The 21353-nt window shown below is 58.3% G+C and carries 17 protein-coding genes; 5 read left to right on the top strand and 12 right to left on the bottom strand.

The features are described from left to right. The first annotated feature begins 21 nt into the window (after nucleotides 1-21). A complete protein-coding gene (locus ACQUQU_RS06860; protein WP_430462502.1) occupies nucleotides 22-1833 on the top strand; it encodes a TonB-dependent receptor plug domain-containing protein in 1812 nt (603 codons plus the stop codon). Here the strand turns inward: ACQUQU_RS06860 and ACQUQU_RS06865 are convergent. Next, nucleotides 1830-2930, bottom strand: coding sequence for a tyrosine-type recombinase/integrase (locus ACQUQU_RS06865; protein WP_430462503.1), 1101 nt, complete (start codon nucleotides 2928-2930; stop codon nucleotides 1830-1832). The two genes, ACQUQU_RS06860 and ACQUQU_RS06865, sit on opposite strands and share 4 nt — an antisense overlap. 392 nt (nucleotides 2931-3322) lie before the next feature. Between ACQUQU_RS06865 and ACQUQU_RS06870 the strand changes: the two genes are divergently transcribed. Further along, complete coding sequence (locus ACQUQU_RS06870; RefSeq protein ID WP_430462504.1) at nucleotides 3323-4372, top strand: DNA-binding protein; 1050 nt, start codon at nucleotides 3323-3325, stop codon at nucleotides 4370-4372. A 10-nt stretch (nucleotides 4373-4382) separates the two neighbouring features. On the opposite strand, the gene thiI is transcribed toward ACQUQU_RS06870, so the two are convergent. Further along, nucleotides 4383-5909 (bottom strand): tRNA uracil 4-sulfurtransferase ThiI, encoded by a 1527-nt coding sequence (gene thiI / locus ACQUQU_RS06875; protein ID WP_430462505.1) that lies wholly within the window; start codon nucleotides 5907-5909, stop codon nucleotides 4383-4385. 234 nt (nucleotides 5910-6143) lie between these two features. On the opposite strand from thiI, the gene phbB reads away from it, so the two are divergent. Then, nucleotides 6144-6890 carry an acetoacetyl-CoA reductase gene (gene phbB / locus ACQUQU_RS06880; RefSeq protein ID WP_430462506.1) on the top strand — a complete coding sequence of 249 codons (747 nt, stop codon included), beginning with the start codon at nucleotides 6144-6146 and terminating at the stop codon, nucleotides 6888-6890. A 160-nt stretch (nucleotides 6891-7050) separates the two neighbouring features. On the opposite strand, the gene ACQUQU_RS06885 is transcribed toward phbB, so the two are convergent. Further along, nucleotides 7051-8274, bottom strand: a complete 1224-nt coding sequence (locus tag ACQUQU_RS06885; RefSeq protein ID WP_430462507.1) for a tyrosine-type recombinase/integrase — start codon at nucleotides 8272-8274, stop codon at nucleotides 7051-7053. 1642 nt (nucleotides 8275-9916) lie between these two features. Here ACQUQU_RS06885 and ACQUQU_RS06890 point away from each other — a divergent pair. Beyond that, nucleotides 9917-10381 carry a hypothetical protein gene (locus tag ACQUQU_RS06890; RefSeq protein WP_430462508.1) on the top strand — a complete coding sequence of 155 codons (465 nt, stop codon included), beginning with the start codon at nucleotides 9917-9919 and terminating at the stop codon, nucleotides 10379-10381. Between the two features lie 210 nt (nucleotides 10382-10591). Here the strand turns inward: ACQUQU_RS06890 and ACQUQU_RS06895 are convergent, their stop codons facing one another. Beyond that, nucleotides 10592-11896, bottom strand: a complete 1305-nt coding sequence (locus ACQUQU_RS06895) for a hypothetical protein (RefSeq protein WP_430462509.1) — start codon at nucleotides 11894-11896, stop codon at nucleotides 10592-10594. Nucleotides 11897-12188: 292 nt separating this feature from the next. Between ACQUQU_RS06895 and rapA the strand changes: the two genes are divergently transcribed. Next, nucleotides 12189-14945: an RNA polymerase-associated protein RapA gene (rapA, locus tag ACQUQU_RS06900; RefSeq protein WP_430462510.1), complete on the top strand. Its 2757-nt coding sequence runs from the start codon at nucleotides 12189-12191 to the stop codon at nucleotides 14943-14945. Nucleotides 14946-15014: 69 nt separating this feature from the next. On the opposite strand, the gene gorA is transcribed toward rapA, so the two are convergent. The 8 genes from gorA to gspG are packed head-to-tail and all read right to left on the bottom strand — an operon-like array spanning nucleotide 15015 to nucleotide 21352. Beyond that, nucleotides 15015-16370: a glutathione-disulfide reductase gene (gene gorA, locus ACQUQU_RS06905; protein WP_430462511.1), complete on the bottom strand. Its 1356-nt coding sequence runs from the start codon at nucleotides 16368-16370 to the stop codon at nucleotides 15015-15017. A gap of 40 nt (nucleotides 16371-16410) precedes the next feature. Then, entirely contained in the window at nucleotides 16411-16932 is a 522-nt protein-coding gene (gspM, locus tag ACQUQU_RS06910) for a type II secretion system protein GspM (protein ID WP_430462512.1), read from the bottom strand. Continuing rightward, complete coding sequence (gene gspL / locus ACQUQU_RS06915; protein ID WP_430462513.1) at nucleotides 16929-18143, bottom strand: type II secretion system protein GspL; 1215 nt, start codon at nucleotides 18141-18143, stop codon at nucleotides 16929-16931. Before gspL ends, gspM begins: the two co-directional genes overlap by 4 nt. A gap of 28 nt (nucleotides 18144-18171) precedes the next feature. Further along, nucleotides 18172-19215, bottom strand: a complete 1044-nt coding sequence (gspK, locus tag ACQUQU_RS06920) for a type II secretion system minor pseudopilin GspK (protein WP_430462514.1) — start codon at nucleotides 19213-19215, stop codon at nucleotides 18172-18174. Beyond that, nucleotides 19212-19946: a type II secretion system minor pseudopilin GspJ gene (gspJ, locus tag ACQUQU_RS06925; RefSeq protein WP_430462515.1), complete on the bottom strand. Its 735-nt coding sequence runs from the start codon at nucleotides 19944-19946 to the stop codon at nucleotides 19212-19214. The genes gspK and gspJ overlap by 4 nt, the downstream gene beginning before the upstream one ends. After that, nucleotides 19946-20344, bottom strand: a complete 399-nt coding sequence (gspI, locus tag ACQUQU_RS06930; protein WP_430462516.1) for a type II secretion system minor pseudopilin GspI — start codon at nucleotides 20342-20344, stop codon at nucleotides 19946-19948. The genes gspJ and gspI overlap by 1 nt, the downstream gene beginning before the upstream one ends. Then, on the bottom strand, nucleotides 20337-20912 hold the full coding sequence (gspH, locus tag ACQUQU_RS06935; RefSeq protein ID WP_430462517.1) for a type II secretion system minor pseudopilin GspH: 576 nt from the start codon (nucleotides 20910-20912) through the stop codon (nucleotides 20337-20339). Before gspH ends, gspI begins: the two co-directional genes overlap by 8 nt. Next, entirely contained in the window at nucleotides 20912-21352 is a 441-nt protein-coding gene (gene gspG / locus ACQUQU_RS06940) for a type II secretion system major pseudopilin GspG (RefSeq protein WP_430462518.1), read from the bottom strand. Before gspG ends, gspH begins: the two co-directional genes overlap by 1 nt. Nucleotide 21353: the final 1 nt, after the last annotated feature.

The raw sequence follows: 21353 nt of genomic DNA on the forward strand, positions 1-21353 counted from the left end.
CGAATAATCAAAGGGCTCCTCATGAAAACCGGTTTTACTCTGTCACCGCTGACACTGGCGGTTGGTGCGGCACTGATCAGCATGAACGCTGTGGCTGTTGAACTCGAAACCCAGCAAATCACCGGCCAGCTGTTTGAGCAGCCGGTGGCAGAACAGGCGTTTGCGGTCGAGGTGCTGGATAAGGCCGACATCGAATTGTTGCCTGTGAATACGCTGGCCGATGCGCTGGAATGGGTGTCAGGCCTGGATGTGCGTCAGCGCGGCAGTGGCGGCACTCAGGTGGACTTATCCATTCGTGGCGCGGGTTACGAGCAGACCCTGATTCTGGTCGATGGCGTGCGCATGAACGACCCTCAGACCGGACACCATAACTTCGATATTCCGCTGGTGCTGGAAGACATTGAACGCATTGAAATCGTACGTGGCCCGGGTGCAGCCCAATACGGCCCGAATGGTAACGCCGGTGTGATCAACCTGGTGACGCGCAAGCAAGTCGACGGTAAGCAGGCGCGTGTTTCTCTGGCGGCTGGCAGCAAAGACTACGACCGTGCCATGCTGAGTCTGGGCAAAACCGACGGCAACTGGAGCAATTTTGCCTCGGCCGCGCAGCAGACATCCGATTCTTACATCAAAGGAGCGGACCTGGATTACACCACTCAGCAGGGCAACTACCGTCTGGTGCATCACAACGAGTCCCATACCACGATGCTGGGATTGGGTTATATGGACAAAGGCTTTGGTGCCCAGGGCTTCTACGCCGGCGCCGATAAGCGTGCCAATGAAAACACCATTCAGCGCCACGCGTATCTGACTCACGAGCAGAAGCTGAACGCTGAGCAGAAAGTGGATGTGGCGGTGAACTGGCGCCAGCACGACGATGAGTTTTTTTACCTGACCTACACGCCGTCTGTGCATCAGACCAACGCGCTGCAGGGGCGCATCCGGTTCCACGCCAGCAATGAGCTGTCGCTGGGCTATGAATACAATCAGGAAGACATCGAAAGCACGTCCATTGTCGGCAACAAACACGACCGCAGTTACAACAGCCTGTTTGTCTATGGCCAGAAAGATCTGGGCGCGGTGCAGCTGGCGGGCAGTGTCTCTTACCTGACCTACGACGGCGGCGACAGCTATACGCTGCCGGTGGTGGGTATCACCATTCCCGTTGCGGGCCAGCAGATCTACGCCAACGCGGGTCAGAGCGTGCGCGTACCGACCATGAACGACCTGTACCTGAACCAGTCGGCCAATAAAGGCAGCACGGATGTGACTGCCGAAGAAACCAACAGCGTCGAACTGGGCGCCCGTCTGAATCTGGCCGGGGTGCTCAGTCGGGTAGCGGTATTCAAGCGTGAGACCACGGATGCTATCGACTACACCCGTACTGCTGCCGAAGTGACAGCAAACAGCGCCTACATTGCCCGCAATATCGACGCGATTGATACCAAGGGCTTTGATGTGGAATTTGATGCCACGGGGGTTCTGGCGGACGCCGGCTTCCGTAAGGCCAGCCTGAGCTATACCCGTCTGATTCAGGATTTCACCAATCAGTATGCCGAAGCGCGTTACAGTCAGTCGCAGTTTGAGCATCAGGCGATTCTGTCGCTGGCGTATCAGTTACCTGCCGATCTGGTGCTGACTTCGCAGTACAAGTTTGAAGCCCGCTACGATCAGGACGGTTACCGCATCTGGGATCTGGGCGTGAAACAGACATTTGATCAGTGGCACTGGGCGCTGGCAGCGACCAATGTGCTTGATACCGAGTACGTTGATTCTGGTTATATCGACGCGCCGGGTACTGGCTATCGACTGGAAATCGGCGCCGGTTTTTAACCGGCACCGGATTCGCTTTGTGAATCTTGCTCAGCACCCGCTGTGGTCTGCGCCGTGCTTTGCTGCAGCGTGCTGAGTTTGTTCATGAGTACCGTGCCGGCGTTATCCGTGTAGCGCCGGCCTTCCTCTATGTATTCCCATACCGTGGCATCGCTTTGCCAGCCACCTTGCTTCTTGATCAGCTCAAACGCCACCTGTTCGCGCGCCGCAGACGTCGACATGCCGCGACGCAGGCTGTGACTGCTGAGTTCCGGCAGAAAATCAAAACCACAGGCGGCACCGATACGTTTCAGGCAATCGTTCACCGACGCCGGATTGAGCGTCTGCTCGCCTAATTGCCCCCAGCGGTTTATGGCGCGGAACAGTGGGCCGGACGCAATGCCGGCTGCTTTTATCCAGCTGCGGATAGCGCGGGCCGGGCAGATGCCCTCGGGACCAAACGGCAAGGCGCGCTGTAAGCCACGGCCATTCTGATCGGTTTTGGAACGTGGCAGAATTATGGTCAGGCCTTCGCTTTCCCACTGCAGATCTTCAATGCGAATGGCCACCAGTTCGCTGCGGCGGAAGGCGCCGAAAAAACCGGTCAGCAGCAGGGCGATGTCACGGCTTTTACGCAGGCTGTCCGGCTCGCTGTGCAACTGCTGCAGCATGCGCGCGATGTGCTCCAGACGCAGCGCCCGGGCTTTTTGTTTCGGCCGGCCATGGTTACGGCGGATACCTTCCATGGTTTTCATTACCAGCGGACTGTCGGCCGGATTGGCCAGTTGCTGCACCTTATGCCATTGCGAAATGGCGGTCAGGTGCAGATTCAGCGTGCGCGGATTGAGCTGCATGGCTTTGTCCAGCAGGTAGCGGATCAGCTCTTCCTGCAAACAGGGCAGGCGGCCGCCCCATTTTTCAAACTGACGAATCGCCGAACGGTACGCCTTGCGCGTGTTGTCCGCGGTGGCGCTGTGCAAATAGTGCTGCAACGCAGCGTCGTTTGCTGTCAGCAAGCCTGCTGCTGTGTGTGCTGGTACCGCTTGCTGCGCGGACGTTGTTGCAGGGGCGGCTGCATCCGATTGATTGTCGTTGTTGGCGTATCTCTGTTTGCTCATGCTCTTCTGGCTTCTGGCTTCTGGCTTCTGGCTTCTGGCTTCTGGCTTCTGGCTTCTGCGCAGCTGTACTGCAGAGCCCAGCATTTGGCCGATATTTTACCCGTATAACCTGCGATAACACATATTATCGCAGGTTATATATTGAGGCTTTCCTGTTTTTATTTAAGTCACATAGTATGTAATATTACGTGATACGTAATATGAAACAGTAATTGCTGAGTTAATATCTGGATCAGAGCTGAGGCGGGGCGAGAGGCGTAGCCCGCCGCTGCCGGCAGGCAGAAGAACAGCTAAAGCGCAGCAGGCAGATTAAAGCGCAGTAGGCAGATGAACCGGCAGCCGGAAACGGGCAGATAGCCGAGCAGACAATCAGGCAGTTGAGGGGGTGAGCAATGGCAAGGCTGGGGATTACATTCGAAGACGTCAGTGCTGCTGCGCAAGCGGTGCGTACGGCCGGGCAAGAACCAACGGTAGACCGTGTGCGTGAGCTGCTTGGTACCGGCAGCAAGAGCACCATTGCACCTTTGCTGAAACGCTGGCGTCAGGAGTTTACCGGCGAGCAGAAGATTGAAGGCTTGCCGGCTGAGCTGATTCAGGCGGTTAAGGCAGTGTACGAGCAGCTCGAAAATAGCGCGCAGGAGAAAATCCGCGTGGCGCGCCAGCAGTTTGCGGAAGCTGAAGCGCAGCTTCAGGCAAGCTTGCAGGCCGAGCAGGAGCGTTCTTCAGCCTTGCTGGCAGCAAAAAAAGACAGTGACGAACGTCTGCATCTGGCGCAGGAGCAGTGCCTGACGCTGGCGGAGCAGCTGGACGTCAGTCGGCGTGAGGGTCAGCAGGTGCAGATGGCGTGTGCCCAGGCGCAGAGTCAGGTGACAGAACTGAAAGTGGTGCAGGGCGAGCTGCGCCAGGAGTTGCGCGCCAGTCGTGAGCATCTGGAACATTATCAGCAGCGCATTGCCATCGAGCGCCAGCAGGAGCGCGATGATTTCCGCACTCAGCTGAATCAACAACAGCAGCGTCTGCAGCAGGCAGATGTCCATCAGCAGCAGTTGCTGGCCGCGGGCGAGCAGTTACGCCGCGAGTTAAGTGAGTTACAGCAGGGTCGGGTGCGCGATGAGGCGGCGATGGCGCGTGATCAGGAATTATTGCAGGTGTTGCGAGACCAGCTGGCACAGGCACAAACACAAAATGACAGTCTGTCGCAGCAATTGCAGCAGCAGCGTGACGCCGTTCAGCGGCAGGGTGAAGTTGTGCAGCAACAACAACTGACCATCAGTTCGCTGGAGCAGCAGGGGATTCATAGCAAGCAGGATGCTCAAACCTTGCGTCAGGCGTTGGCGCAGGCAGAGCAGGAGGTGCGGGCTTTGCTGGCCGATAAGGCCGATGTGCAAGGACAGTTGCGCGTACTGCAGCAACTGCATCAGGCCGGACAGGCGCCGGCCTGAGCTGTTTTTATTATTCGCCCTGACTGCTGTCAGCGGCTGATTCGGCGTCTGGTGCGGCTTTCGCCGCCGGACGCGATTCACTGAAGACACCAAAATGGCCACGCTTTTCACTGCTCAGGTGGTGAGCGTGAATCTTGCTCATGGTGCCTTTCTGGCAGTAGAGCAGGAAACGGGTGCCTTCATTTTTTGCCACCAGATCATTCACCCGGTTGTCCAGGTCAAAGAACGGGATGGTCAGCACCTGATTGTTGGTCAGGGTCAGTGGTGCATCGGCCGCTTCGGACGGGTGACGGATGTCGATCACGATATCCGTCAGCGACGGGGTGGTCACCAGTTCGACCTGATCCAGACCACTGGCTTCGCCACTCAGTACGTCGTCGATGCGCTGAATGGTGGCGTCTTCAAGGGCTTGTTCCAGTACGGCCATGTTGAACTTGGCTTCGGCTTCAGCCACTTTTTTGCGGTCGCCCACGGTGGTCGGGTTTACTGAAATTACGCCGCAGTATTCCGGCATGGTAGCCGCGAAGGTTTCGGTACCGATACGGCGGGCGGTGTCGATGATGTCCTGCTTGTCCATGGCAGCCAGTGGGCGCAGCACCATGCGGTCGGCCACTTCGTCGATCACGGCGAGGTTGGTGATGGTCTGGCTGGCGACCTGAGCCACGGCTTCGCCGGTGACCAGAGCCGGCATATTAAAACGCTCGGCCATATGGCAGGCAGCGCGCAGCATCATGCGCTTCAGTACCACGCCCATCTGGCTGGTATCCACATTGGTCAGGATTTCGGTCACGACCTTGTCGAACGGCACGGTAATGAACTTCACCCGGTGGCTTTCGGAATAGGTGCTCCACAGGTAATGCGATACCTGCTTCACGCCAATCTCGTGGGCACTTCCGCCCAGGTTAAAGAAGCAGAAGTGGGTCTTCAGGCCGCGGCGGGTCATCAGATAGCTGGCCACGGTGGAATCGAAGCCGCCGGAAATAAGACTCAGTACTTCGCCCTGACTGCCCAGCGGGTAGCCGCCCAGACCTTTGATGCTCTGCTTCACCACCTGCACTTTGTCGTTGCGGATTTCGGCCAGTACCACCACATCCGGATTGTGCAGATCCACGCGGGTGGCATCGGTCTCTTTCAGAATGCCGCCGCCCATGTAGATCTCGGCCTGATGCGAGTTGAAATCGTGGGCGCCGGAGCGCTTGATGCGCACGCAGAAGCTCTTGCCGGCCACGCGCTCGCGATAGGCGTCGCGCACGTGCTGATAGGCTTCATCCAGGGTGGCGAAGGTGAATTCGGTAATCTCCAGCGCCGCCAGAATACCCGGCGTGTGCGACAGAATCTGAATTGCCTGACGCCGGGTGCTTTCGTCGTCGCGGTTCACTACGACCACCAGACTGTCCCAGCGATTCTGTACGTCCACAGAGATGACGTGGCGCTTGAACAGGTTCTGCAGATTCTGACGCAGAATCTTGGTCATCTGTTTGCGCACGCTGTGGGACTTGATGGTGATCTCTGGGAACAGCTTGATTACGAACTTCATGGGCGGGCCAGCGAGGAGAATAAAAGGCGCAAAATTATACAGAACCCTCAGAAATCCTGCATCCATTCAATAGGCCAATGTGGCATTCGGCCGCTTTGTTTTTTACCGCGGTTCAGCCGAATTGCTTAGCTCGGGTAAACAGCATTTTCTATGTGCTGGGTGGTCATCTTAGTGTCATAAGGTCTGATCACTCTGACTGGACAACCACAAACCCAAAACTGAAGGAGCAGGACTATGACCAAGCGTATTGCACTGGTTACCGGTGGTACTGGTGGTATCGGAACGGCCATTTGCAAGCAGTTGCACGATGACGGTTATCAGGTAATTGCCGGTTACTACCATGGGGGAAATCACGATAAGGCGGATGCGTGGCAGCAGCAGATGAAAGCCGAAGGCTACGAAATCGCCATCGCTTTCGGCAACATCCGTGACTGGGCGTCGTGCGAAGCCTGTATCGACGGAATCCGCAAAGATTTCGGGACTGTGGATGTTCTGGTCAACAACGGCGGCATTACGCGTGACACCACGCTGCGCAAGATGACGCCGGATATGTGGCACGACGTGATCGAGACCAACCTGACGTCTGTGTTCTACATGACCCGTCTGGTGATCAACGACATGCTCGAGAAAAAGTGGGGCCGTATCGTCAATATCTCATCCATTAATGGTGAGAAAGGGCAATTCGGTCAGGCAAACTACTCGGCCGCGAAGGCGGGTATGTACGGTTTCACCAAGGCTGTGGCACAGGAAGTGGCCAGCAAGGGCATTACCGTGAATACCGTGTCTCCGGGTTATGTGGCAACCAGCATGATCATGGATGTACCGGATGAGATTCGTGAAGAAATCCGTAAAACCATTCCTGTTGGCCGATTCGGCGAGCCGGAAGACATTGCCCGCGTGGTGAGCTTCCTGACCAACGACAATGCCGGCTTTATCACCGGCGCCAACATCTCGGCCAACGGCGGTCAGTACATGCACTGATGCCCTAAGGCGGCCAGACTGGTAAAACCGAAGCCGGATCTCTCAGAGCTCCGGCTTTATTTTTTATGGATTGCGCTGAGGGTGATTGCGCTGAGGGTGATTGTGGCTGAGCGTTATTGTGGCTGAGGTAGGCTGCAGCACACTGGGCGCAAGGCATGGCTCACAGTTCGGGTTTCAGTTTTTTATAACGGGCGCTGGCGTGACGCTCCCTGAGCTCAGTGTCGATGTAGCGGTCGGTCGTGGCCATGCTGGCGTGGCCGGCATCTTCCTTTACATGCTCTTTCGGGCGGAACTTCACATCCTCGGAAATGCCTGTGTGGCGCAGCCAGTGCACGGTAGCCACCTTGAGCTCCTGAGCTTCGTCTTCAAGACACTGAGAGCGCATGCGGTCAAAGGCGCGGTCAAAGCAATTCTGCACCAGATAGCGGATCTGACGGGTGCTGGTCACCGGGCCGCGTCCTTTGATTCTGCCCACCAGAGGCGTCTGTTCGCCGACATAGGGCAGCTTCGACAAGCCCAGAAACTGGCGATAGCGGCGCAGGGCATCCAGCATATCGTCCGACACTGTCACTAAGCGGGCTTTATTACCTTTACCGACCACCCGCAGCCACCAGTTGCCGTCGGCATCGGTGTGGAAGTCGCCCATCACCGGCGTCGAGCGCTCGTCAGCCACCAGTTCCGAAATCCGAAGATACATACCAAACAGCAGACGCATCACAAACAGCGAGCGTTCGTGTTCGCCCGGATTATCGGCGGCCATGGCTTCGACCGTTTCCAGAATGAAATCCCACTGCAGATTCGACAGGCGCCGCACCGGCTCCTGATAGGCGTGACGCTGCAGGAATTTACTCTTCTGGCGGATCAGCGCCACCGGGTTGATGCGTAAATAGTCTTCCTGCAGCAGGTAATTGAAGTAGGTCGACAGCACGGCAAACAGGGCTTGCAGGCTTTTCTGTGACAGGGCATAGCCGTTTTCATCCGGGGCCTGTACGAAGGGGCGCCAGTCCGGATTCACCGCACGTTCGCCCTGACTGTTGCGGAAACGGGCGACCTGTTTACGGCCAATCCAGGAGCGGGGTGGGGACTGGGCAAAACGGATGTAGTCTTCCAGATCCTGACGGCGCAGTTCACCTAAGCTGCAGCTGCGTACAAGCCAGCACCATTGCAGCAGGCGTTCGACTTCACGGCGGTAACTGTTAAAGGTGGCGGTGCTGCCGTTGTAGCTGACCAGAAAGCTGAGGCTGTGCACCAGATCTTCAAATGCGCCGTCGATGGCTTTCGCCTCGGGCACGCGATTCAGCACCTGGCGTGCACCGGACAGAGGGTTGCCCAGATGTTCCAGTTGGTCGATCAGGGGTTGTGGAGCTTCCTGCTGGGATTTCATGGCGAAACTTCAGTTGCATTAAGAATTATCGGAAATATAAGGCGTTTGCCGGCGGCTGAACAGCCTTTGATTATTAATGCTGAGTGGATGGGTTTTAGTGCCTACAGGCTCTTGCTGCCAGCTGGCAATGGCCTGGATTGGCAGCAGGCTGCAACGGCCGTGCGTCCGTCTGAGAGCATGTCGAGAGCAATGATGCTGCCTGGCGTGGCTGTGATGTTAAGTGTGATGCTTTGATGGGGGTCAGTCGCCCGATGAATGACGGCTGGCAAAGTGGTTATCCACAAGCGATCTGGTGTGTGACAGGCCCATTATAGTTATTGGCTATGCACAATCACCGCATTGAGGAGCGTACTGAGCCGGTGACGTTCTGCAGCTGGAAACCGTCGGTGTCGGAGCTGGTGTTGGGGCTGATATTCAGTGCTGCGCGCTGAAGCAGCGTAGTCCGAATCCTTGCTGGCTGGCGGTTGTTTTGCTGTTTGCCTGTTGCTTTCTGGCGCGCTGATCCTGCGCATATCCATTTCTCGTCTGGCCGTCTTGCAGGTCGGCAGCGTCATGAGTGATGCATGAGTTAATTGACATACCGTCTGTGGTTGGTTGCTGTGGTTGGCGGCTCCAGGACTTGGCAAAAAGAAGCTTATGACATGCTCGTGATCGAACAAGTAACTTTAGATAGTTTATCTAAGATATTGATATAAAAGGATTCTATAAATAACTTTAAAGGGCGGAATGAATGTTCCGCGGGCGCTGGCGGTAAAGATGATGATGCTGTACCTGCCAGATGGAAACGCCGTACCTGACAGTTGGCCGGACATCCGGTGCATGCTTTATCGGGCTTGCGCGATGGCGTTGGAGATCCGATTTGCCCGTCAATGCCGGACCAGAATTCCTCGCCGGCGCTTAACGAAGCTTGATCGCGGCTGTATCGATTTTTGCATCTCATCACGGCTGAACGGCCGCAGATTGCCAGCGGATCAAACCGAACGTTCGTCAGTGGTGGTTGATCGGTGACATCCAGCGAGCCCGAAGGCGATCATGAGTTTGTAGTCCGGTCTTTGTTATTGGCCGGGACGGGCCGCCCATAAACATGGCCGAGAGCAGAATATTAAAATTTGCCAGGCATAGCGTTATCCACAAGCCAGCTGGCCGGTGGGCCTGTAAAGCGGGTTTTTAAGCCCAAAAATGCTTCATTTCACTTATTCCGATAATATCAATTATCGGAAATATAAGGATTGAATATAGCTGCTACCTTTCAGTGGGCGCCATGCCCGACTGTTTCTGGCGATCTCCTTATACTCGCTGCTCGGATGCTCTGATGGCTGTCCGGGTGGCTTGCCAGTTGTCTGGCCGAACGCTCTGATGCTGCTCAGGGGTTGTTACGTCCATCAATTGAAAAATCGGGCTACGCGACGATCGCATTGCCGAGGCTTTGCGCCGGCATGGATGACGGATGCCAGGCCTTAAACCTGATGCTGCCCGCAACTGAGCCAGGTCACGACTTTTGCGGTGTTGATTGGCGCAATCGGGCTTTCTGACCCAGTATGTTCTGACGGCACTGACGTACCACACGTGCGTATCGACGACTGTCGGCACGCCCGGGCATGGCGACAGCCGCTGCCGGGCAACGATGGTTCAGGACCCTTTCATGGATAAACCGCATTCACTTCCCTCTGTCCGCTCTGCGGTTGGTGCGGCGTCTCCGGCCTCCGGTGATGCACTGGCGCTGGGCTGGCTGCTGCGCCAGTCGGCCGCAGACCGATGGCGTATGGAGCATAACGAACTGGCTCTGCTGTTGGGCCTGACGGACGACGCGTTCGCGAAGGCGTTACAGGCGCTCGATCGTGGCCAGCCACAGGCGTTGCCGGCCGATGTCAGCGAGAGGATTGGCTGCCTGTTCCGGCTCGATTGCATCCTCAGCATCGTCATGTCCGCTGAGCAGCGTTATGAAGCGTTTGGCTTGCCGACGTCCGGCACGTCCTTCTTTGCCGGGCTGTCGGTGCGGGATTTTCTGCTCGCCAAGCCGGAAACCCGGCGCTTCTATGAGGTGTGTAATTATCTGCAGGGGCATGTGGTGCTGGGCCGGCCGCTGGACCTCAATCGTCTTCGCTGATGGCGTTATGGGCGTCAGAACCCAATAAATCGACTGCGCTGATGCCGTTATGGCCGTCAGAATCCGGTAAGTCGTCTGCACTGATACCGCTATGGCCGCCAGAACCCAATAAAAAGCCCCGCAACTGCGGGGCTTTTTATTAATTTCCTGTTGTTAATGCCATGCGGCTGGTGGCGAAGGCTGGTCAGGCCCAGACCCAGACGGAGCGATTCAGTCGCTGAACGCCATGGTGTCGACCGGCAGGTTGTTGGCGGTGATGACACCCGCGGCGTAGCGCAGGTCGCACAGCAGGCGGTCGCCCTCTTCGCGCAGGTAGCCTTCGTCGATCAGCCCGACCATCAGCTCTGACAGCGGGCTCTGCATCAGGGAGCGGCTCAGATTCAGCGACAGATCCGCCTGGGTACGCAGCGGCCATTCCTGCGCCAGAGTGCCGGCGTCGCCCGGTTGCAGGGTGACAGATCCTTTGGCTGTAAAGTCGCCGGCAGCGCCAATGCCGTCCGGTGAGCGGTCGTTGAACACGAAACTGCTCTGCAGCTCTTCCAGTGTCACGCTCGCGCCTTCCGCACCAATGCCGGCCAGCGCGTCGAGAATCACGTAAGGAGACACGGCGTCGCTGTCGGTTTCTGCCAGCACGTCGGAGGTCGCCTGCAGCGCTTTCCAGTTCAGACCATCCACGAAGATACGCACCGTGCTCGGATCAACGCTCAGGTCGTTGGTGGCTGCACTGACTTTCAGATCTTTGAGTTCTGTGCTGACCAGCATGGAGAAAATACCGCGCTCCAGCAGTGCGGCCTGGGTCGTACTGAAGCCTGCAATGCGGGTTTTATCGTCGCCATCGGTAAAGACCAGTTCGCCGATGCTGTAGCTGGCGCGGTCAATGAAGGGCTTGTTGCCCTGCATGTGTCCGCGGAATTCCATGCTCAGATTATTCAGTTCGCCTTCTTTGCCCAGATCCGGTGATTTGGCGGCAACCCGGCGCAGTTCGATGGTGGTCTTGCTGCGGCGCGGTTCTTCCAGCCAGCTGACGGAGTCCATGATCAGGGGCGACACACTGAGTTCGCCATTCGGAACCGGCAGGCGGAAGCCACCGGTCTGGTAATGGGTTGTGATCTGGCCGGTGCGGCCATCCAGCTGCCATTCGCCACGCTGCTGGTCGGTCAGTTGCGGCACCTGCTTCAGGAACATGGCGGCCATGCCGGCGTCCGGGTCGATGCCGAATGAACCGTAGGCGCGGAAGGGCTCGATGGTAACGTGCTGGCGCACCGTCAGAATATCAGCGCCCTGCTCCAGCATACGGACGGTGTAGGCTTCTTCCCGGCTGGCGCCGAACCAGTTGCTGCTCACCAGTTCATAATTCACTTTAATACCCTGCGTAAGCAGTTCGGCGTTCGAATCCTGCAGGGCTTTTTGGGCGGCCTGTTCGTAGGCGACAACGTTGGTGTGGGTCATGTAGGCGCCGGCAGCCGCGACAGCGACAACAGGCAGGGTGAGCGTCAGAGCGAGGACTTTGCCCATGCGATAAACCTTTCCTTTGGTCAGTATGCTTCCATGTCCGGAGAGTGTCCGGAGGCGAAACGCCATAGTAACTGAAGTGTCGCACAGGGCCAAAACCGAATCGGGCTGTCTGTCACCGCCGCCCGGCGGGAAATGTCACTATAATTTGACGGAACAACAGTAAATTAGCCCAACCACAGCCCAGTGCGGTGGGATTTGAAGCCGGCATACGCTAGACTGCGCACCCGTTTTCAGGTGGTGCAATTCGTGCCACTCCTCCCGCCGTATTGTCAGTTTTCAGGGTTCGTTTCGTATGTATAAAGTGGGTCAGCGTTGGATCAGTGAAGCCGAGACCGATTTGGGTCTGGGGCTGGTACAAAGCGTCGATTTCCGGGTTGTTACCGTGTATTTCCCGTCGGTGGATGATGTGCGCAGTTATTCGCGCCAGAACGCCCCGCTGACCCGGGTCGCTTTTAAAGAAGGCGATCTGCTGCCTCTGGCTGACGGCACTGTGCTGACCGTCAGTGAAGTGAACGATCTGGACGGCATTCTGTTCTACAGCGACGGCGAGCGTCAGATCAGTGAAATTCATTTAAGCGGCCTGATTCAGCTGAATCAGCCGTCTGACCGCCTTTTCTCTGGCCAGATCGACAACAACAATCTGTTTGAACTGCGTCAGATGGCCCTGAAGCAGCTGAGCAAGCTTCGCCAGCGCCCCTTCTATGGCTTGTTGGGTGGTCGCACCAGCCTGCTGCCGCACCAGCTCTACATTGCCCAACAGGTAACTCAGGATTCTATCCCCCGCGTACTGCTGGCCGACGAAGTGGGTCTGGGTAAAACCATTGAGGCCGGCCTGATTCTGCACCGTCTGCTGCTGCAGCAACGCATTCAGCGCGTGCTGGTGCTGGTGCCGGATCATCTGATTCACCAGTGGCTGGTGGAAATGATCCGCCGCTTCAACCTGCGTTTCTCCATCGTGGATCTGGACATGGTGCTGGACGGCGACGACATTTTTGCCGCCAGTCAGCTCTTCCTGTGCCCGATGTCGCTGGCTGTGCGTGACGAAGTCAGCAGCCAGATCCGCGCGTCCGACTGGGACATGCTGGTGGTTGACGAAGCGCACCACCTGCAATGGAGCGAAGACGGCGCCGACGCGGCCTACGAACTGGTGGAAGAACTCTCACTTGAAGCGCAAGGCCTGCTGTTGCTGACCGCAACCCCTGAGCAGCTGGGCGTTGAAGGGCATTTTGCCCGCCTGCGTCTGCTCGACCCGCAGCGCTATCCGTCGCTGGAGCACTTTCTTGCGGAACAACAGGCGTACCAGCCGGTGGCTGAGCTGGCCGGCGCATTGGCGGCGAACGATGCCTTATCGGCCGACCAGCTGGGCACCCTCGCCCGCCTGCTGCCGGATATGGCCGCTGCTGATCTGGCTGACGCGGATGCACGCAATAAAGTGCTGGAAACCCTGATCGACCGTCGAGGTCCGGGCCGCGCCCTGTACCGTAATACCCGTCACGGCGTCACCGGCTTCCCGCAGCGCCTGCCGCAGCTGATGGATCTGCCGGCACCGGAAGGTGACGATCTGCCGCAAGGTCTGGATGCCCTGCATCCGGAAAAAGGCGTATTCCAGTGGTGTGACACAGACCCGCGTACCGACTGGCTGCTGAGCGTGCTGTCGGCCACCGGCAAAGACAAAGTGGTGCTGATCTGCCACCACGCCAGCACAGTGCTCGATCTGGAGCAGTGGCTGTGGAACGAATGCGGCATTCAGGTAGCCGTGTTCCATGAAGACATGGACATGATTGAGCGCGACCGGGCGGCGGCCTACTTCGCCGACCACGAGCAAGGCGCGCGCATTCTGCTGTGTTCCGAAATCGGCTCTGAAGGCCGTAACTTCCAGTTTGCCCATCATCTGGTGCTGTTCGATCTGCCGTTCAACTGCGACCTGATTGAACAGCGTATCGGCCGTCTCGACCGTATTGGTCAGGCCGACGATATCCGTCTGTACATTCCGGCCTTCCGCGATCACGTGGCCGGTCGCTGGGCGCACGTACTGCACGATGGTCTGGACGTGTTCTCACGTCCGAACCCGGCCGCGCAGCCCTTGCTCGAAGCCAATCGCGCCGCCATCGAAGCCGCTGTTCTGTCGGGCGAGGGCCTGCCAGAACTGGTGGCGCAGCTGGCTGGCGAGCGTGACGCCATGCTGGCGAAGCTGGAAGCCGGCCGCGATCGTCTGCTGGAACTGCATTCCTGTCACCCGACCCGCGCCCGTCGTCTGGCAAAAGACATGACCATCACCCACATCGAAGACGAAGCAGAGCTGAACGATTTCCTTGAATTGTTCGCCGACGCCTTCGGCCTGGAACTGATCGATCTGGGTGGCGATTGCATCACCATCGCTCCGGGCGACCACATGCTGGTGCCGGACCTGCCGCATCTGCCGGAAGACGGCTTTATGGGTACCACGCGCCGTGAAGTGGCGCTGGCCCGTGACGACGTGCAGTTCCTGAGCTGGGAGCACCCGTTCGTCGATCAGGCACTGGAACTCATTACCTCGGGTCCTGCCGGTAACGCCGCCGCGGGTTACATCGACGAGCACGATTTCCGCACTGGTGACTGCTACATCGAGCTGCAGTTTGTCGCCCGCTGCCCGGCGCCGAAAGCGCTGTCGGTTGAGCGCTACCTGCCACCGAACGCCATGCACCTGATGATGACGCCGAACGGCGATCTGAAAGTGAACGATGGCGACCTGCCGGCGTTTGTGCTGCCGCTGAACAAGGGCACTGCACGTGGTCTGGTTGAGCAGAAAACCGAGATGGCGCGCCCTGTGATCCATAAACTGGAAAAACTGGGCGGCGGTCAGCTGAACAAGATGGTTGAACGCGCAGCCAATAAAGCCAAAGAAGCCTACGCTGAGCGTCTGGATCGTCTGCACGCACTGGCTGAGCAGAATCCGGCCATTCCTCCCCAGTTGGTGGCGGACGTGAAGCGCGAGCGCGATGCGGTGCTGGATGCCATCGCCCAGTCGCAACTGGTGCTCGACAGCGTGCGTCTGGTGTTCTGCGGTTGATGAGTGTCTGATGACACCCAATAAAAAAGGGCGCTGAGCGCCCTTTTTTATTGCCTGCTGTCCATGAAGTCAGCTGCGCGGACTGCGCATGGTCACAAACTCTTCGGCCGCCGTCGGGTGAATGCCGATGGTGCTGTCGAATACGGCCTTGGTTGCGCCGGCTTTAATCGCCACCGCCAGACCCTGAATGATCTCGCCCGCCTCTTCGCCCACCATGTGCGCACCCAGCACTTTGTCGCTGCTGGTCTGCACAATCAGCTTCATGTACGTACGCTCCGGCATGCCGCTGATGGTGTGCTTCATTGGCCGGAAACTGGATTCAAACACGGTAATGTCGCCGGCGAAGCGCTTGTTGGCCTCTTCTTCGGTTAGACCAACGGTTCCGATATTCGGCTGACAGAATACCGCAGTCGGGATGTTGTCGTAGCTCATCGGCGTCTGATCGTCGCTGTACCATTGGGCAACCAGCTTCATGGCCTGCGCCAGTGCGACCGGGGTCAGTTGCGGTGTGCCTATTACATCGCCCAGAGCGTAGATACTGGGTACGCTGGTGCGGAAGAAAGGATCCACCACCACAGTGCCGTTGTCGCGCGTCTGGATGCCGAGCTCGCCGAGCTCCAGGCCATCGGTCTGAGGACGGCGGCCGGTGGCGAACATGACGCAATCAACGTCCAGTGTGGCGCCGTTGTTCAGCTGGCAGCGCAGGCTGTCGTCGGCCAGACGGTCGATGCGCACCACGTCGGTGTGGGTATGAATGTTCACGCCTTTGTGGGCGATCTGCGTGGCGGCAAAGCTGCGCACGTCCTGATCAAAGCCGCGCAGAATCTGCTCGCCGCGGTACAGCAGATGCGTATCGGCACCCAGGCCGTTGAAGATGCCAGCAAATTCTACGGCGATGTAGCCACCACCAATAACGGCGACGCGCTGTGGAAAGTCTTCCAGATAGAAGGCTTCGTTCGAGGTGATGCCGTACTCGGCGCCGGGAATGTCCGGACGGTCTGGCCAGCCGCCGGTGGCGATCAGAATCTTGTCGGCGGTGTAGGTCTGGTCGCCGATGGTCACGCTGTTCGGCCCGCTGATGTGTGCGGTTCCGTTCAGTATGGTGACGCCGGAGTTTTCGAGTAATTTCTTATAAATACCATTTAAGCGACTGATTTCATTGGTTTTATTGTCGCGAAGTGTCGACCAGTCAAAGTGTTCGATGGCGCCTTTGATGCCAAAGCCTGCGGCCTCTTCAAACTTAGCCGCGTACTCGGAGGCGTAGACAAACAGTTTCTTCGGGACACAGCCAACGTTGACACAGGTGCCGCCCAGATACCGGTTTTCTACCACGGCAACCTTTGCCCCGCGGGCGGCTGCCATACGGCTGGCCCGGACACCGCCGGAACCTGCGCCTATGACCAGCAGGTCGTAATCGAAACTCATAACTCCCCCATTCTTCGTCTCTGGGTATTGGTTTTCAGGCTTATTGGTTGAGCGTGGCGCGGATGTCTACCACGCCCGGACGCTCGCCGCGGTCGATATTGATTTGGCTGACATGCACGCCTTTGCTGGCCTGCAGTTGTTCCAGCCAGCCGATGGCGTCGTCGAACGGCACACGCTCAAGCCAGACGCGCAGCGATTTGCCGTCCTGTTCATAACGGCTCAGGGTAATGCCCGAGGCTTTGGCCTGCTGCATGACGGTAGCCAGTAAAGGCCCCTGCGCGGCACCTGAGTTGCCACCACCAAAACGGTGCGCATTTTCGGCCAGCATGTTGTACACGCCGATGTTCTTGCCCAGTGCAGCCTCGGAGGCGCGCTGCGACTTGATCAGCGGGGCGTAGATGATGAGGAATACCAGAGCGGCGACCATCAGCCAGCCGACCAAGCGCACCACCATCTGGTCGCGCGCCGGCAGCGCCTGATACCAGTGAGCGGCCTGTTGCCACTGTGGCGACGCTTTTACTTTCTGCAGCATTTGCTCCTGCAGTTCGGTCAGCCGGTTCATGCGGCACCTCCGATACGGATGCGGCCTTTGACGCCGTCTTTGTCATTGGTTGCCGACGCCACTTCGGCGTTCAGACCTTCTTTTTCAAGTGCCGCTTTCAGGGTCTGCAGCTCATTCAGGCTGCTGGCCTGCACTTCCAGAGTGATCTCCTGCAGCTTGTCGTTGTAACGCAGCGACATTACCTGCACCTGCTTCTGCAGATTCTGGGTGGCATACACTTTGGCCAGCGTGCCGACCGGGCTGAGGAAGCCGTCGCCCTGCACTGTGCCCTGCCCGCTGACTTTCTCGCGGATCTGGCGGTCGAGCATGCGGATCCGCTCGCCCGGGAACAGGGATTTGTACAGACTCAGCGTTTCGGTATACACCTGATCGGCCTGCTTGCGGGTAGTGTGCTGGCCGATGAACAGCCAGGCGGTCAGCAGCACCAGCCACACGGCGGCCATTGCCGCCAGCGGGCGCCACCAGGCAGCGGGTTTGGCCTCTGTGACCTCCCGCACCTGAAATTGTCCGGTCAGCAAATTGGTGAGTTTTCCGCCCAGACGGCTGTGCATGTCGGCCAAGCCGTCGGACACGCGGCATTCAATAGCGCCAATACGACCGCTGTAACCGGTTTCGATGGTGGACTTCAGCAGCTGTGCCTGATCCAGCATTGGGGCGCCGATGATCAGGTCGGCCAGCGGCTCCTGTTCTTCGTCGAGCAGAGAATCCAGCACGGCGCTCATGGCCGTATCCGGCACCCAGCCTTCAAAACGCCCCGGCAGATTGATCAGCCAGCCGTTGCTGCCCGCCTGTTCGCTGCGCAGCAGGCTGTTGCCTGTATTCATGCACTGCGTCAGAGGAATCAGCTCGCGTACCGTCAGGTGGTGCAGGCTGCATTCTTCCAGCAGACGCTCTACCAGATCCGAACTCAGGGCGTAGGCGCGCACTTTCTTGTCGCTCTGGCCGGCGGCGACAATCAGGTACTGACTGACATCGTCGACCAGCGCTTCTTCCAGCGCGAACGGCAAGGCACGGTTGATGTGGCGCGACGCCACGCCCGGCAAGGATACCCAGTGCGTGGCGTAGTTGACGGGCGACAGCACCAGCCGCACCTGCGTCAGGTCGGCGACGGCATCGGCCCAGTCGGCCAGAGGTTGCCACTGATTCTTGTCCAGTGGGGCGCAGAGCCAGAGTCCGGCGTTTGCCTGCCACTGAACTTTGATAGTTTCCATGAGCGCTCAGTCCATCGTTATCGGGGCATTATTGCGTGGTTGTTGTGCTGCTGATATCAGCAGGCCGGCGCCCTTCGCGCCGGCTGTAATCCCGGTAGAGGGTGTTCATCGTACCGGTGGCATTGTCGCGGTGAATCAGAATTTCGCCGGTGGCGATCCGGTCACCCAGCTCAATGCGGATAAAAGTCTCAAAATACTCGGATTTTACACTGAAGTCGGCTTTATCCCAGCGGGTGCTGGCGTTGCTGGTGCCGCTACCCGATGTGCTGTCCGACGAGTCGGAGCTGCTGTCGGAAGACGAGCTGCTGCCCGAGCTGGTTTCTTTGGTGAACGGTTCCACCTGACTCAGCGCCCAGAAGTCGTCGACGCTGGCAAAGCCTTTGTCACCGCGCGCGCTGATGATGGCTTCGGCATCACTCAGCGACAGCTTGCTGTCGAGGGCTGACAGCACAGGCGCGGTGGCGGTGTTGATGTTCAGCTGGGTGGTGATCGGCAGACAGGCAACGTATGCCTCAAGGCGCTTGTAGGCGGTCTCGTCGAGCCCGTCGAGCAGCATCAGTTCTGAGGTGTGGGAGCAGCCCTGATACGCAGCCCGGTATGGTGGCTCCATCGCCTGATAGCGGTCGTCTTCCTGACTGGATTCATCCATCCAGCGGTACAGCTCATCGGCAAAGGCCACGTCCAGACCCAGCTCGTTGAGCAGATTGGTGAAGCGTTCTTTCTGCACGGCGCGGTTGCTGGCGCCCTTGCTCAGGCTATTCAGGTTAAAACGCCCCTGTGCATCCTGAATGCGGATGCGGGCGGTGCCCGGCGACAGCGGAAAGGTACGCTCCTGATTCCACTCTTCTTTGTCGTGGTCGACGTCTTTGTTGTTGTCCCAGTCGAGATACAGACCGGTGCGCACGGCACTTTCGGCGCCGATGACATACGACCGCGCCTGCTGCAGTGCGAGCATGGTGGCGCTGCGCTGAATATCAGACGACTGGCGGTCGATCATGGCCACGGCCAGAACAGAAATGATGGCGAAGATCAGCAGCACCATCAGCAGCGCCAGCCCTTTTTGCTGCTTCATGACTGGAAGTCTCCCCATGCCAGCAGAAACAGACGCTCGATTTCGCCGATCTCCGGCAAGGTCAGCCGCCAGCGTATGGCGAGGGGTGACAGCTTGCTGTTGCTGGCGGAATTGAGTGCCGGCCAGCTGGTGGTCCAGTTCTGGCCGGTGACGTCACCGCTGGTGGCGGTTTCGGTGGAGGATTCCTGTACCAGCAATTCAATGTCGAGGTCTTCGGCCTGTTCCAGTACCACCTGAGCCTGAGGTTCGCTGGTGCTGGCGCGGTCGAGCACGTTCCAGAAATAGCGCACCAGGCATTCGCCCTGCGGCTCTGCAATGCCCCAGGATTGCAGACGCAGCCGGGCTGGCTCACAGATGTCGCTGTCGATGTCTTCGAGGCGGTAGGCAACGCGTTGCAGTTCGGCGCGCGGGTCGCTGGCCACCGGCGAGTTGCGCCAGCCCGTGCGGGTGAATTCAAGCGGGTAATCGCCGGCGTCGAGCAGAATGGCTTCCTGTGCGTCGCCATAAGCATCACGCACGGTGCGATTGATGATCTGCTCGATGTCGCGGCTGATCACCATGTTAAAGCGTTGCAGGCTGGCCAGCTTTTCGGAACGGATATCGGTCGCCTGCTTGGTATTGATGATGTTGCTGAGCAGCTGGGTGGCGCCAATGCCGATCATTGCGGTGATGGAAATGGCGATCAGCACTTCCAGCAGCGTAAAACCCGAGTGGCGACGAGTGCGGCGCATCAGCGTTTCCCCATGATGCTGACCAGCGAAAAGATGGGATTGTCTTTGTTAACCATGTCGGCCACCGACACGGTCACCCGATTGGTGTCGGGGAATTCAGTTTTCTCGACCTTGGTGTGAACACGCCATTCACGTCCGGCCATGTCGACGCTGTCGTTGTTTTCGCCCACGTCCGGCACACCGGACAGGCGCAGTTCGGCCATGCGGTTTTCGGCGACGAAGGACGCCAGCGTGGTGTCCTGCAGGGTCAGCAAACCGCCGACACTCTGGCTGGATGCCTGGCTGATGGTCACGGCAATGGCAACGAATACGGTCAGGGCAATCATCACTTCGATCAGGGTGAAGCCTTTGGCAGGGTTGCTGGAACGGTTGCCAGAACAGTTGCGTACATCAGCCATCGAAGCGCTCCGTCAAAAGCAAAGGCTCACTGAAGCCATCACCCTTGATGACCACGGCGAAGCGCGTGTCCTGCTCGTGAGTGAGGGTAATTTCGTAGCTGGTGTATTCGTCGGACGACAGAAATAACAACGCGGGTTTAGGGCCGTCGTCGCCGTCCAGCAGGTCGGCAAAGTCGACGCTCTGTCCTTCGACTTTAAGGGCGATGTGGACGTCGTCCGGGGCATCAACATCGGCTCTGATCGGGCCTGAGTAGGCCTGCCAGGGGTTCTTCGCCAGCCGGTCGAGTTCTTCACGGCTCTTGTTGGCGGTGTATTCCTGAGAATTGATGTCCTGATAGCTGAGTACTTTCAGTGCCTGTTCGTCCATGGCGAAGCCAAGGTCGAGATTCTGAAATACCGCTTCCTGACGGGCGGCGGTGAACAAAGCCATCAGCTGCCGGGCAAACTGCTCCGTCTGGTCTTGCGCCTGACGGTCGTTACTGCTGAAGGTCGCCAGTGCCATCATGCCGCCGATAATGGCAAGCACGACCAGCACTTCCAGCAGGGTAAATGCCCGGCTGTTGCGCATCAGCGGTCCTGACTGCTGATGTCGGCGCCTTCGCCCTCGCCGCCTTCCTGACCATCGGCACCCATAGACACGATTTCGTACTGACCTTTGTCCATGAAGTACTGGAATTCATTGCCCCAGGCGTCGGTCGGCACTTTGCCGCCTTTCAGGTAGCCACCGCTCTGGTAGTTCTTAGGCTCAGGTGCGCTGGTTGGTTTTTGCACCAGAGCTTCGAGGCCTTGCTCGGTGGTTGGGTAGGTGTAGTTGTTCAGCTTGTACAGATCGAGCGCGTTTTCGATCAGTTTGATCTGGCTCTTGGTGGTTTTGATGTTGGCATCGCCGGCAGCGCCGATGATGTTGGTCGCAACCAGCGCCATGATGCCGCCGATGATGGCCAGAACAACCATCACTTCGATCAGGGTAAAGCCTTGCTGGCGGGCGGATTTGCGCATGGGTTTCATT

Origin of the sequence: Thalassolituus sp. LLYu03, assembly GCF_050507655.1 — a bacterium.
Lineage (GTDB): Bacteria > Pseudomonadota > Gammaproteobacteria > Pseudomonadales > Oceanobacteraceae > Venatoribacter.